Here is a 14029-nt window from a genome sequence, read left to right as displayed (position 1 = left end):
TATCCAACTAAGCATTAACAATATTAGGGCAAGTTTCACCGCTATTAATTTGGCGAATATTATTAAGCGTTGTTTGGCTAATGCTTATCAACGCTTCTTCAGTTAAAAATGCCTGATGCCCCGTGAATAACACATTATGGCAAGATGAAAGACGACGGAAAACATCATCTTGTATAACATCGTTAGACTTATCTTCAAAAAATAAATCACGTTCGTTTTCATATACATCCATACCTAACGAACCAATTTTTTGTGATTTTAACGCATTGATTGCTGCAACAGAGTCTATGAGTGCACCGCGGCTGGTGTTAATGATCATGACCCCTTTTTTCATTTTATTAAACGCACTTTCATCAAGTAGGTGATGATTCTCTGCGGTTAATGGGCAATGTAGAGAAATAACGTCTGATTGCTTATATAAGGTATCTAAATCAACATATTCAGCCCCAAGATCTAAAACTGCTTGGTTTGGATATGGGTCATGGGCTAGGAGTCGCATCCCAAAACCTTTTAAAATACGTAGAGTGGCTTGGCCAATTTTACCTGTTCCGATAATACCAGCAGTGCGGTTGTGCATGTTAAAACCGGTTAAACCTTCAAGAGAGAAGTTAGCATCTCGAGTCCGTTGGTATGCTCGGTGGATCCTGCGATTTAGGCATAGCATCATGCCAACAGTATGTTCAGCAACGGCTTCTGGGGAATAAGCAGGCACACGTACCACCTGAATCCCTAATTCTTTAGCCGCTTGTAAATCGACATTATTAAAACCCGCGCAGCGTAAAGCTAAAATTCGAATGTTTAATGCAGCTAATTCTTCTAAAACAGCACGGTTGGCTTCATCATTAACAAAAATACAAATGGCATCAGCACCTACCGCATTTTTTGCAGTCTGAACCGTTAATGGAAAATCAAAATACTCAATATTAAAATTAAACCCAGAACTTTGATTAACTTGTTCCATGTGCTTACGGTCATACAGTTTGGTACTATAAGAAACAATTTTCATCAGAGAGACTCCAGTTTTTAGGAACCAATAAAATAACAGTAGGTAAAAATGTGTACCTACAAAATATAAACTCAGAATAAGGCAATTAAGTTTGTAAATCACCTATAAATTAAGAAAATAGGTATCTGTTTACAATCAGATATAGTTTATGCTTGCTAGACAATGAGTTAATGTGACAGTCGAATGAACTTCATTACTTGCAGTGTAGAGCAAATCAGACAAGGACGAAGCTAATGCAGCTATTAAAAAGAGCATTTATGATATTACTTTGTTTTTCAGGGGTAAGTATTGCTCTCTTAGCATTATTATGGATTACCATTTCTCGTTGGGCTCCAGTGGTTGCTTCTCACTATCTTCCTGAACCGTTGAAGCTTTCATTTTCAACGCCGCGTATTATAGAAGGGCAATTACAACTTAGCGAGATCAATCTAAACGTCGATAAATGCAAGTTAGTTGAGATAAAAAATACTCGGGTTTCAATATTCCCATTGCATTTTATTGTTGATAACCTCACTGTGGCTCCTGAATGTTTTAGTGCTATTAAATCAAGTAGTCATGGCACAGATGATGCTATAAATGTTGAGCAGCTGATAGGCAGTATTCCCGAGTTTTCGCTTGTCATAAAAAATGTAGACGTTCATCCTTGGGAGGACTACCAAGGTAGCTTATGGCTCAGAAGTAGCCATACTGATCCTTTAAAATTGGATTTTAGAGGAGATAATTTACAGCTAACCTCTTTAATTACCGCGGATAATCAATTGGTTATTCAAGAATTTTCTACATACCTCCCAGAACAAAAACAAACGTTAGAGCTTTCAGGTGAAATCCAATTACCTTTGACGGCAAATCGATTACCTGAGAAAGGTGAGTTAAACGCTAATTTTAAATTATTAAACCCTGAAAAATTCCTGACTGCTAAATTTAGTTGGGGAAATAATAAAGGTAAAATAAGTGTCGTTGATATAGACAAACAGCAAGAAATACTCCACCTTCCTTGGGTTTTAACCCCTGAAGTTATTCAAATATCCGACGGTAAATGGCAGTGGGATGAGGCTGATATTCCTTTAAAAGGGGGAATAAACTTACAGGTTAATAACTGGAATAATATATTGAGTGAAATGGTTTTTTCAGGGCGAATCAATCTATTGACTCAAGGGAAAAAAGGAAAAGCAAACTTAGTATTAACTCTGCCCCCAACACATATTGATTTAATAAATACTGCGGTCAATTTTCAGCTTAATGGCAGAGTGAAATATGAAGATATGATTTTAGATATCAACTTGCCAGCTCAAGTATCAGGCGAACTAACCGCGGCAAAAATCTCATTTTTATCGGGGTCATTACTTAGAGCATATGGAAGAGCATCACCAACAGTATTAATTAAAGAAATCCGTTTACCTCTTGCAGGCACTTCCCTTAGTGAAGAGGGTATTTCCGGGCCTCTACAAGCGATATTAAAGGTTAAAGAGCAATATTGGGGGGATTTTGATATCCATTTAGATGGTAAAGCCAATAAATTTACCCTCGATAACGGCACATGGTTTTGGAATTATTGGGGGAATGCTGTATTGCCTTCAATCTCTGCTAATTGGGATATTAAAGGGAATGGTAGTTGGCAAGATACACTGATTACACTAAATAATTTAACGACAGGTTTTAACCAAATACACTATGGTTTACTGTCGATGAGTGCACCGCGTTTGCAATTAACAAAACCTTTATCTTGGCAACGAGATCTCAACAAAGCTAACTTTAAGGGGTCATTGCAACTTACGAGTGAACGAATGCAATTTGGTAAAGAAAGTTATTTACCAAAAATCACGGTAAATGCAGATATTAATGGTAAATCACCTGCTGATTTTCAGTTAAAAGGCGACCTGAGTACTAAGGATGTTGGGCCAATTGTGATTTTTAGTCGTTGGGATGGGGAAAGGCTAAGAGGTGAAGCCCGTTGGCCTGAGCAATCAGTGACTGCATTTCAAACATTAATACCCGCAGATCTTGGTATTGAATTAAAACAGGGTAAATTATTTTCTCAAGCTGCATTTTCTATTACACCTGAAGATGGCTTTATTGCTGGTGGGCACTGGAGAGTTGAAAATACTAGCCTTTGGCTGAAAGATGGAGACCTATCGGGGTTAAATTTTGTATTACCATGGCGGTTAAAGCAAAGCACATGGACTTTGGGTGGAAAAACACCTGTTGAATTACGGATTAAACAACTAAATAATTTATTTGAACTTACGGATATTAAAGCTGATTTATCTGGAAGTTATCCTCCAACAGATAGTGCGCCATTGAAGCTAACTAATGTCGGTTTTAAGACATTAGGAGGGAATATTTCAATGGATTTATTACGCTGGCCACAGACACAAGCTTCAACGATTAAATTGCGACAAATTGAACTTAGCCAGTTATTTACCATACTGAAAGTGTCACAGTTTGCAGTCTCAGGTAAAGTTAATGGAGAGCTGCCATTTTATTTAAATAATCCGGAATGGATAGTTAAAAATGGTTGGATGGAAAACAGTGGGCCGCTGACTTTACGGTTAGATACCCAATTTGTCGATTCTATTCGTGAAGATAATATATCTGCAGGTTCAGCAATGAGTTGGTTGCAGTATTTAGAAATACAGCGTAGCAGAACAGATGTAAATATAACTAATTTAGGGATGTTAACGATGAAAACGATCCTTGAAGGTTATAACACGCAAGAAAAGAAAAGGCGTGAAGTTCATTTAAATTATCATCATGAAGAAAATATCTTTCAACTATGGCGTAGTTTGCGATTTGGTAGCTCTTTAGAAGAGTGGTTAGAAAAAAATTTATAATAGGCGTAGGGATGAATGTGAATATATTGAAACTGAGTACAGTAGTAGTAATAACCTTTTTATTATCAGCTTGTTTGCGAGTTGAGGTTGCCACCCCGGATAAGCCAATTAACATTAATATGAATGTGAAAATTGAGCATGAAATCCAAATAAAAGCGGATAGGCAGGTTGAGGAGTTACTTAAGGAAAACAGTGATCTATTTGGCGAGGTAAGTGAAAAATGAGTAAGATAATTAAAGTGTTAGCCTTATGCTCATTGTTTAGTGTTTTTCAATCTATGGCATTAACAATTGATGAAGCGAAAGATCGAGGGGTGTTAGGGGAAACATTATCAGGATACTTAGCCCCTGTTAATACAAATAATCCAGATGCTGTAAAGTTGGCAAACCAAATTAATCAAGAACGCGAAAAAAAGTATAGTGAGATTGCTAAAAAAAACAATCTAAAAACTAGCGAAGTAGCGAGAATTGCTGGGCAGAAATTAGTTGAGCGAGCAAGTGAAGGGGAGTATGTACGTGGAATTAATGGGCAATGGCTACAAAAGAATTAAAAAAGCGCACTAAGAAAGCGCGCAAAATTATAACAATGGTAGCTTTAGGTATATGAGGTGCTTATTAATTTATGATGTTATTTATATGTTCTTGAGCTTGTTGATGAGCTTGTAAAACTGAATCGGGCCCTAACGCAGTCCCTTCAGCAAAAATAAACTCAATATCGCTGATACCAATAAAATTCAAAAATAATGTTAAATAAGGCACCATAGTATCAGCAGGTGTATCTTTATAGATGCCGCCTCGGCTTGTTAATACATAAGCGCGTTTATCTTTTAATAAACCAACGGAACCTTGTTCTGTATATTTAAAGGTATGCCCTGAACGTGCAATAAAGTCAAAGTAGTGTTTTAAATGAGACGAAATCGTGAAATTGTACATAGGTGCTGCAATAACAATCGTATCATGAGCTTTGATTTCTTCAATTAATGCATTTGATAGGTCTAAATGTGCTTGTTGTTGTTCTGTTTTCGTGTCACTAGGGCCAAAAGCTGCTAAAATTTCACTGTCAATTGCTGGGACCGGCTGATTGACTAAATCACGTACAGTAACTGCGTCTGCTGGGTATTTTTCCTGCCATTGCTGAATAAAGTAATCTGCCATTTTATTGCTTTGTGAGTAGTCAGCAAGAATACTTGATTTCAATAGTAATATTTTACTCATATGTTCCTCAAATTTATTGTATTACTTTACTCTAATCATACGTGATACATAACTGATTGATAGACAGAAAATTAGATAGCTTACTTCAAAAAAAATGATGGTATTTTTATGTAATAACAACAATCAAAACCTAATCTAAATGCTACTTCTAAACGGCGAAGTTTAATGACTATCGTAATTGTAATTAAAAATATAAGGATTAAAAAGTGAAATCCATACTGACAGCATTAAACGCTGATATTGGACAAACTTCATTACGTGACCAATGGTTACTGAAAAAAAGAGTGCATGGAGTCGCGAAAATTCAAGATGAAAAATCGCGTTCAGCTGTACTTGATATCATTAAGTCGGATATTGAAACGGCTAAGCAGAAGGTGTTAGCCAAAAGGTTAAATCCACCTAAAATTGTTTACCCTGATAATTTACCGGTCAGCCAGAAAAAAGATGTTATTTTTGATGCGATTAAAAAACATCAAGTGGTTATTATTGCAGGTGAAACTGGCTCAGGTAAAACAACCCAAATTCCAAAAATCTGTCTTGAACTTGGACGAGGTGTACTCGGCTATATTGGCCATACCCAACCGCGTCGCCTTGCTGCTAGGTCAGTTGCTTCTCGTTTAGCACAAGAATTAGAGTGTGAATTGGGCACTAATGTGGGTTATAAAGTCCGTTTTAGTGACCAAGTGAGTGAAACCACCCAAATTAAATTGATGACGGACGGTATCCTCCTTGCAGAGCTGCAGAATGACAAATTACTCCTACAATACGATACGATTATTATCGATGAAGCACATGAGAGAAGCTTAAATATTGACTTCATTTTAGGGTATTTGCGTCAATTATTACCCAAACGCCCTGATTTAAAAGTTATTATTACTTCAGCAACTATTGATCCTGAAAGGTTCTCGAAGCACTTCAATCATGCGCCAATTGTTGAGGTATCTGGGCGTACTTACCCTGTAGAAGTGCGTTATCGCCCAATTGTTGGCGGAGATAATGACAGTGACCGTGACCAAATTGATGGGATTGTTGATGCTGTTAACGAATTATCACTAGAAGGTAATGGTGATATTCTGATATTCATGAGTGGTGAACGTGAAATACGTGATACTGCTGATGCTTTATCAAAGTTGTCATTACGTCACACTGAAATTCTTCCTTTGTTTGCAAGGCTCTCTAATACAGAACAAAATCGTATTTTCCATCCTCATGGAGGAAGGCGAATTATTTTAGCGACCAACGTAGCAGAAACATCATTAACAGTACCTGGTATCAAATATGTAATTGATACAGGTTATGCACGGATCAGTCGTTATAGTTATCGAACAAAAGTGCAACGTTTGCCTGTCGAGGCCATTTCACAAGCTTCTGCGAATCAACGAAAAGGGCGTTGTGGGCGTGTTTCTGATGGTATCTGTATTCGCCTATATTCGGAAGAGGATTTTCTTTCACGAGCGGAGTTTACTGACCCGGAAATATTACGGACCAATTTAGCCTCAGTTATTTTGCAAATGACTTCTATAGGCCTTGGTGATATTTCTGCATTCCCATTTGTAGAGGCTCCTGATAAACGTAATATACAAGATGGCGTAAAACTGTTGGAGGAGCTCGGGGCAATTAAACCTCATAGGCAGGCAGATAAGGGCTACCAATTAACAGATACAGGTCGTCAATTAGCCCAACTGCCTGTTGACCCGAGGTTAGCTCGTATGGTTATTGAGGCGAGAAAACATGGTGCCATTAGGGAAACGATGGTCATAGTTTCTGCGCTTTCAATCCAAGATCCAAGAGAAAGGCCTTTGGATAAGCAACAAGCTTCTGATGAAAAACATCGTCGCTTCCATGACAAACAATCAGACTTTTTGGCTTTTTTAAACCTTTGGGATTACCTGAAAGAGCAACAAACACAGCTGTCTAACGCTCAATTTAGGAAAATGTGCAAACAAGAGTTTTTAAATTATTTACGTATTCGTGAATGGCAAGACTTATATACGCAACTAAGGCAAGTTGTAAAAGAACAAGGTTTTGCGATTAATAGCTCAGCAGCTGATTTTCGTAGTATCCATATTTCTTTATTGGCTGGGTTACTTTCACATATCGGGCAAAAGGATGTTGATAAACCAGAATATACTGGAGCAAGGAATGCGCGGTTCACCATTTTTCCTGGCTCAGGTTTATTCAAAAAGCCCCCTAAATGGGCAATGGTTGCAGAGTTAGTTGAAACATCAAAACTATGGGGGAGAATTGCGGCTTCTATTGATGTTGAGTGGATTGAACCATTAGCAGAGCATTTGACGAAGTATAGCTATAGTGAACCCCATTGGTCAAAATCTGAAGGTGCGGTAATGGCATCAGAGAAAGTGACCTTATATGGTTTACCGATTGTTTCAGCGCGGAAAGTGAATTATGGCAACATTGACCCTTTATTATGTCGTGAGTTATTTATTCGGCACGCCTTAGTAGAAGGGGACTGGGTAACGCGTCACGCATTTTTTAAAGAAAACCTTAAACTGTTATCTGAAGTTGAGGATTTAGAACATAAATCACGTCGACGTGACATATTAGTTGACGATGAAACCTTATTTGCTTTTTATGACCAGCGGATCCCGAATGATGTGATTTCTTCACGCCACTTCGATAACTGGTGGAAAACTGCGTCAAAACAGCAGGCAGACTTGCTAAGTTTTGAAAAAAGCATGTTAATCAAAGAAGATGCCAGTAAAGTTTCGGCGCTTGATTACCCCAATTATTGGTATCAAGGGGAGCTTAAATTTCGCTTAAGCTATCAATTTGAACCAGGCACTGATGCAGACGGCGTGACAGTACATATTCCTCTCGCTATTTTAAATCAGGTGCAGAATATGGGTTTTGACTGGCAAGTGCCAGGTTTACGGCATGAATTGATTGTTGCATTAATTAAGTCATTACCCAAACCAATTAGAAGAAACTTCGTTCCTGCGCCAAACTATGCTTCAGCCTTTCTTGAGCGTGTGCCAGAACCTGAAGGTAGTGTGTTAGACAAGCTAGAAAAAGAATTGCGTCGGATGACTGGAGTGACTGTTGAACGTGAAGCGTGGCAGCTTGACCAACTTCCTGTACATTTAAAAATGACTTACCGTGTTATTGGCGACAAAAATAAAACTATTGCGGAAGGCCAAGATCTCGATATTTTGAAAAATAGCCTGAAGGAAAAAGTGCAAGAAACACTCTCTGAGGTCGTTGACGATGGGATTGAACAATCTGGTTTACATATTTGGAGTTTTGGCGAATTACCTCAACGTTTTGAGCAAAAGCGAGGAGGGTATTCAGTTAAAGCCTATCCGGCCTTAGTTGATGAAAAAAACAGTGTAGGAATTCGTGTATTTGAAACAGAATTTGAGCAACAGCAAGCGATGTGGTGTGGTATTCGCCGGTTATTATTGCTAAATATTCCATCACCCATTAAATATTTGCATGAAAAACTACCGAATAAATCGAAATTAGGGTTGTATTTTAATCCCTATGGTAAAGTTTTAGACCTAATCGATGACTGTATCTCTTGTGGGGTAGACCAATTAATTGCTAATTTTGGTGGAGCTGTGTGGGATGAAGCGCAATTTGAGAAGCTTAAAGAGTTTGCTCGTGCTGAATTAAACGATGTCGTTGTCACTATTGCAAAGCAAGTTGAGCAAATTCTTAGTGCAGTATTTGCAATTAGTAAACGTTTGAAAGGGCGAGTAGACTTTTCGATGGCTCTAGCACTTTCTGATATAAAAGCACAAATGGGGGGGCTGGTATTTAAAGGCTTTGTCACTGCTCATGGTTGGAAACGTTTGCCCGACGTGTTGCGGTATTTAAATGGTATTGAGCGTCGCCTTGAAAAGTTGGCTATTGACCCAAATCGTGACCGGGCTCAAATGAGTAAAGTCGAACACATTCAAAATATGTGGCAGCAATGGTTAGCAAAACTGACACCAATTCAAAAAGATATGCCTGAAGTACAAGAGGTTCGCTGGATGATAGAGGAATTGCGTATCAGTCTGTTTGCTCAGCAATTAGGGACGCCTTATCCAATTTCAGATAAAAGAATTATTCAGACGATGGATAGCTTATCGCAAAAATTGTCGTAATAATCGCCTTTTGATTTACCAAAGCTTCGTACTTAACGGCACGAAGCTTTTTTATTTAGCTTCGTATTTAATAAAACTATTTTCACCCTGATTTAGTTACAACATACTGTAAGAATTACATCCAATTAGCCACTGTGTTCGTACAAAATAAACATTTAACTAGGTTGAAATTGAAAACAAAGAGAGGGGGGGAGATAACGAAAAAAGATGATTTATACAGTGAGAATGATGAGCCTATATGGTCAAAGAAGGTAGGCTTAATAATATTAGACTAAGCCTACCTAAATGATGGACGCTATGCGAGTAAATAATAGAGTGCGGGTATTGCTGCGACAGCAATAGCATAAGCCATGATTATTTCTATCGTTTTTAATGGGGCCTTATTGGTCTGTTGTTGGCGTGCATAGAAAAAGACTAGAATGCCAGGGGCATATAGCACCACAGATAATAGCAAGTTAATTAAACCTGATGCATAAAGTAACCATAAACCATAGATGCTGGCAATAAATCCGACGGCAAGTAATGCTTTGTTATGGCGCTCAAATGCAACCTTCATCAAAAATGCGCCAACCAAGAAATAAGGCACTAAAATCATTTCAGAGGCAATTGTTAGCAATGTATTATAATTGCTACCACTGAGCCAAATTAAAACCAGTGAGAGCTGTACCGCACCGTTGGTTAGCCATAATGATGAAGATGGGGCATCATTTTTATTTAATTTATTGAAAATTTTAGGAAATGACTGGTATTGAGCCGCAATATAAGGTACTTCTGCAGCCATGATTGTCCAGCTTAAATAAGCACCGCATACCGAAATAATTAACCCAGCAGCAATGATGATATCACCACTTGAGCCCATTAAATTAACCATCAAAGCCGCCATTGATGGGTTTTTGATTTCTGCAAGTTCAGCGCGAGGCATAATACCGAGTGATAGTAGGGTAACAAGGATATAGATGATTAGTGCTGAGCTAACCGCAAAGACTGTTGCTAAACCAACATCTCTGCGGTTTTTTGCGCGTGCAGAAACAACTACAGCACCTTCAATACCAATAAATACCCAAAGGGTAATTAGCATAGTATCTTTGACTTGTTCCCAAACCGGCATTTTTAGGTCTATTCCGCTGAAATCTGCATTAAAGATATCTAATTTAAATGCAAAAAACGCCAAGACAATAAACAAGCCAAGGGGAACTAATTTAGCCATTGTTGCTAATTTATTGATGCCGGCGGCGGTTTGTACGCCTCGTAGAACTAAATAATGAACAAACCACAATAGTATTGATTCACCTATCAATGCCTGCCAGGTATTTCCATCACCAAAAATAATGTTATCAGGGGTATCAGTAAAGAAACTGATCGCCGCAAAAACAATAACGAGATAGGAGACGTTTGCTACAACGGCACAGAGCCAATAACCCCACGCAGAACAAAACCCGATGAGTTCACCAAAGCCAACTTTTGCATAGGTAAAAATGCCGCCATCTAGATCAGGGCGTATTCGAGACAATAGTAATAGAGCAAATGCGAGAAATAAGATCCCAACACCTGTAATAGACCAACCAATGATTAAAGCGAGTGGACTAGCCACTTCGGCCATATTTTGCGGAAGGCTAAATACACCAGCACCAACCATTGAACTAAGAACAAGGGCGGTTAGTGCAGTAAGGCTCAATGTATTTTTCAAAGTAAATCCTGAGTGTTTAGCAATCAAAAGTTAAAATGACGTTAAAACGTCATTGCAGCAATGAGTTTAACTGGCAGGTTTAAATAATCTAGTGACTTTGACTGCCGTAATTTAAGTTGTGGGATTCTACGAGTGAAATGGCCGATATGCAATGGGAAAGTATGCATTTTATTGGATGATTTATTCACTTTTATGTTAATGATGAAAAAGTATCAGAAGAAAGAGGTAAAGATGGGGTTTCAAGCATTTGAGTTATTAAAATAAAAAAACCAGCCTAGATAATTAGACTGGTTTTTTAGAGACGTTATTTATTACTTAAATAAATCGGCACTAATGGTGACACTTCCACCGTTAGATTGCCATTCTCTTGTAATATGGAAATATTTGGCGCCTTTCGCTTCAGCACGTTTTGCAATTTGATAACGTACTTCTGGTGTATTTGTGTAGTAACCAGAGAAGGTGATTGAATCAAATGGAACCATTTGTGCAGCAGCTGTTTTATTGACTTCTTCAATTACATAGCCACTTGGTAGTGTTACACTTGTTCGACCAGGTTGGCTGCTAGAAGTTTCAAAGAAACGACCTACCGCTGTTGTGGGTTCTTCGGATGAAGCAACACCAGGTATTCTTACCTTTTTAGCCGCTTCACCACCTTCAGCGAGCAGCGCTCGACCTGCATCTGAATCAGCGGGAACAACAGCATCTTCATTGAGAACTTGCCGTTTTGGTGCATCTTTTTTATAGATGTACGCGGTTGCTAAGGTATTACCACCATCGTTCATTGCAATATTACGTACGACATAGAATGATGCTGCATTCTTTTCGAGCGCTTTTTTTGCAATAGCTTCGTAAAGGTCAGGTTGAGAAGGGTAAAAACCGCTAACTGTAACAGTATCGAAAGGTTCGTACTGTGCAGCGTCAGTTTTAGTCATTTCTTCAACACCGCCAAAGACACGACGTTTTGGTTCGTCGACTTTAGGTGCATCTTTCGCGTAGACATCCGCAACAACACGCATGTTGCCGCTATCACCTACATCATCAAGGCTTTGAATGTAAAAGGCATACGCCCCCATTTTATCAGCCCTACGGGAGACTGCATCGGATGCTTCATAGATAGCATTAAAGCGCCCGGTAACTGTTATACGCTCATAAGGTTTTAATTCAGTAGCCTGTTTTGGCGTCAATTCAACAGCCGCCTGAGTAGCAGTTATACTAGTTAATGATAACACCGCGGCTGCGATGACCGTAGTTTTCAGCTTCATACAAAATCCTTCCGCCTTGCGCAATTTATTATAAAAGTGCTGAATCTTAGTTGTATCACATGTACGTGATTATTACACGTAACTGAACCTGTTGTCTCATGATTTTCTTTTTATAAGAAATAAATAATTATTGACTAGTTAAATTTACCAGATTTTTTAAAGTATCCAGTATTTTATTGACCTAAAACTAAGATTTTCACTGCGAATTCCATTTACTGTCTAAGAATCGTGATCAATTATGGATCAAGAAGCATATTTTCAGTAGGTTATTAGAACATTAAAAATCTGTTTATACACAAAATAAGACTTTTCTCTGTGATGATGGTCATTATTTTAGCAAACATTCAATCAACAACATTACTTTAGGCTTTAAAAAGGGAACATTATGCGTATTGGTATACCAAGAGAACGACTTGCCAATGAAGCGCGTGTTGCTGCTACACCTTCAACAGTGACTCAACTAGTAAAGTTGGGTTTTTCTGTCTGTGTAGAACAAGACGCAGGGCACTTAGCGAGTTTTGATGATGTAGCATACGAGCAGGTAGGTGCAGAAATAGTTGATCGTGACACTGCATTTGCAGCTGATATTGTTTTTAAAGTCAACGCTCCACTGGAAGATGAAATACCGTTATTAAAAGAGGGAGCGACACTGGTGAGCTTTATTTGGCCAGCTCAAAATGCTGCGCTAATGGATGCTCTAAAAGCGCGTAATATTAATGTGATGGCTATGGATGCAGTCCCTCGTATTTCAAGAGCACAATCACTTGATGCGCTAAGCTCAATGGCAAATATTGCCGGTTATCGTGCGATTGTTGAAGCTGCCCATGAATTTGGTCGCTTTTTTACTGGTCAAATTACCGCAGCAGGTAAGGTTCCGCCAGCAAAAGTCATGGTCATCGGGGCTGGGGTTGCTGGGCTTGCGGCTATTGGCGCGGCTGGCAGCCTTGGTGCGATTGTTCGTGCATTCGACACTCGCCCAGAGGTGAAAGAGCAAGTCCAAAGTATGGGCGCTGAGTTCCTTGAATTGGACTTTAAAGAAGAAGCTGGAAGCGGTGATGGTTATGCGAAAGTGATGTCAGAAGCCTTTATCAAGGCTGAGATGGAATTATTCGCGGCTCAAGCTAAAGACGTGGATATTATTGTCACTACCGCTCTGATCCCTGGAAAACCTGCTCCTAAATTGATTACTAAAGAAATGGTCGAATCAATGAAGCCGGGAAGTGTGGTTGTGGATTTAGCCGCACAAACGGGGGGGAACTGTGAGTTAACTCAAGCTGATAAGCTAGTTGTTACCGATAATGGTGTGAAAATTATTGGTTACACAGATTTACCAAGCCGCCTACCAACACAATCATCACAGTTATATGGTACTAACCTTGTTAACTTAATGAAATTATTGTGTAAAGATAAAAATGGTGAAATTGATATCGATTTCGACGACCTCGTTATTCGTGGTGTAACGGTGATCAAACAAGGGGAAATCACTTGGCCAGCACCTCCAATTCAGGTATCTGCTCAACCGCAGGCGAAGCCGCAACCAGTTGAAAAGGTTAAAGCGCCTGAGAAAAAGATGTCGCCAGTGGTGAAATATGGCTTGATGGCATTAGCAATTGTATTATTTGGTTGGTTTGCCAATTCAGCGCCAAAAGAGTTTTTATCACACTTCACGGTATTTGCACTTGCTTGTGTTGTAGGTTATTACGTGGTTTGGAATGTGACTCATGCATTACATACGCCATTAATGTCAGTCACGAATGCAATCTCAGGGATTATTGTTGTCGGTGCCTTACTCCAAATAGGGAGTGGTGGCTGGGTAAGCTTCTTATCCTTTATTGCCATATTGATAGCAAGTATCAATATTTTCGGTGGGTTCACAGTAACTCAACGCATGTTAAAAATGTTTCGTAAAGGATAAGGGGT

General features: G+C 38.9%; 9 protein-coding genes. 5 read left to right on the top strand and 4 right to left on the bottom strand.

Annotated elements, in window-relative coordinates:
• Positions 1 to 7 precede the first annotated feature (7 nt).
• Positions 8 to 1006, bottom strand: coding sequence for a 2-hydroxyacid dehydrogenase (locus M1F14_RS14820; RefSeq protein ID WP_042843854.1), 999 nt, complete (start codon positions 1004 to 1006; stop codon positions 8 to 10).
• 233 nt (positions 1007 to 1239) lie between these two features.
• On the opposite strand from M1F14_RS14820, the gene M1F14_RS14815 reads away from it, so the two are divergent.
• Genes M1F14_RS14815 through M1F14_RS14805 form a run of 3 tightly spaced genes read left to right on the top strand, consistent with a single transcriptional unit; the run spans position 1240 to position 4387 of the window.
• Complete coding sequence (locus M1F14_RS14815; protein WP_048607145.1) at positions 1240 to 3837, top strand: YdbH family protein; 2598 nt, start codon at positions 1240 to 1242, stop codon at positions 3835 to 3837.
• 11 nt (positions 3838 to 3848) lie between these two features.
• Positions 3849 to 4061: a YnbE family lipoprotein gene (locus tag M1F14_RS14810; protein ID WP_042843852.1), complete on the top strand. Its 213-nt coding sequence runs from the start codon at positions 3849 to 3851 to the stop codon at positions 4059 to 4061.
• On the top strand, positions 4058 to 4387 hold the full coding sequence (locus M1F14_RS14805) for a YdbL family protein (protein WP_042843851.1): 330 nt from the start codon (positions 4058 to 4060) through the stop codon (positions 4385 to 4387). Before M1F14_RS14810 ends, M1F14_RS14805 begins: the two co-directional genes overlap by 4 nt.
• Before the next feature lie 64 nt (positions 4388 to 4451).
• On the opposite strand, the gene M1F14_RS14800 is transcribed toward M1F14_RS14805, so the two are convergent.
• Positions 4452 to 5051, bottom strand: a complete 600-nt coding sequence (locus M1F14_RS14800; RefSeq protein WP_042843850.1) for an FMN-dependent NADH-azoreductase — start codon at positions 5049 to 5051, stop codon at positions 4452 to 4454.
• Positions 5052 to 5257: 206 nt separating this feature from the next.
• Between M1F14_RS14800 and hrpA the strand changes: the two genes are divergently transcribed.
• Positions 5258 to 9160: an ATP-dependent RNA helicase HrpA gene (hrpA, locus tag M1F14_RS14795; RefSeq protein WP_048607147.1), complete on the top strand. Its 3903-nt coding sequence runs from the start codon at positions 5258 to 5260 to the stop codon at positions 9158 to 9160.
• A 295-nt stretch (positions 9161 to 9455) separates the two neighbouring features.
• Here hrpA and M1F14_RS14790 read toward each other — a convergent pair whose 3' ends face one another.
• The gene (locus M1F14_RS14790) at positions 9456 to 10796 is read right to left on the bottom strand and encodes an amino acid permease (RefSeq protein WP_395346592.1); all 1341 of its coding nucleotides are present in this window, start codon (positions 10794 to 10796) and stop codon (positions 9456 to 9458) included.
• Between the two features lie 362 nt (positions 10797 to 11158).
• Entirely contained in the window at positions 11159 to 12109 is a 951-nt protein-coding gene (gene ydgH / locus M1F14_RS14785; RefSeq protein WP_071548056.1) for a DUF1471 family protein YdgH, read from the bottom strand.
• A gap of 385 nt (positions 12110 to 12494) precedes the next feature.
• Between ydgH and pntA the strand changes: the two genes are divergently transcribed.
• Positions 12495 to 14024, top strand: coding sequence for a Re/Si-specific NAD(P)(+) transhydrogenase subunit alpha (gene pntA / locus M1F14_RS14780; RefSeq protein WP_042843845.1), 1530 nt, complete (start codon positions 12495 to 12497; stop codon positions 14022 to 14024).
• Positions 14025 to 14029: the final 5 nt, after the last annotated feature.

This window comes from Providencia sp. PROV003 (genome assembly GCF_045040775.1).
Classification (GTDB): Bacteria; Pseudomonadota; Gammaproteobacteria; order Enterobacterales; family Enterobacteriaceae; genus Providencia; species Providencia huashanensis.
Note: the sequence above shows the minus strand (reverse complement) of the source record. Positions and strands in the feature narration are given on the sequence as shown.

What these genes read in the sequence shown, in the direction of transcription:
- M1F14_RS14820 (WP_042843854.1), bottom strand. Translation starts at nt 1,006, where the DNA reads ATGAAAATTGTTTCTTATAGTACCAAACTGTATGACCGTAAGCACATG.
- M1F14_RS14815 (WP_048607145.1), top strand. Translation starts at nt 1,240, where the DNA reads ATGCAGCTATTAAAAAGAGCATTTATGATATTACTTTGTTTTTCAGGG.
- M1F14_RS14810 (WP_042843852.1), top strand. Translation starts at nt 3,849, where the DNA reads ATGAATGTGAATATATTGAAACTGAGTACAGTAGTAGTAATAACCTTT.
- M1F14_RS14805 (WP_042843851.1), top strand. Translation starts at nt 4,058, where the DNA reads ATGAGTAAGATAATTAAAGTGTTAGCCTTATGCTCATTGTTTAGTGTT.
- M1F14_RS14800 (WP_042843850.1), bottom strand. Translation starts at nt 5,051, where the DNA reads ATGAGTAAAATATTACTATTGAAATCAAGTATTCTTGCTGACTACTCA.
- M1F14_RS14790 (WP_395346592.1), bottom strand. Translation starts at nt 10,796, where the DNA reads ATGGTTGGTGCTGGTGTATTTAGCCTTCCGCAAAATATGGCCGAAGTG.
- ydgH (WP_071548056.1), bottom strand. Translation starts at nt 12,109, where the DNA reads ATGAAGCTGAAAACTACGGTCATCGCAGCCGCGGTGTTATCATTAACT.
- pntA (WP_042843845.1), top strand. Translation starts at nt 12,495, where the DNA reads ATGCGTATTGGTATACCAAGAGAACGACTTGCCAATGAAGCGCGTGTT.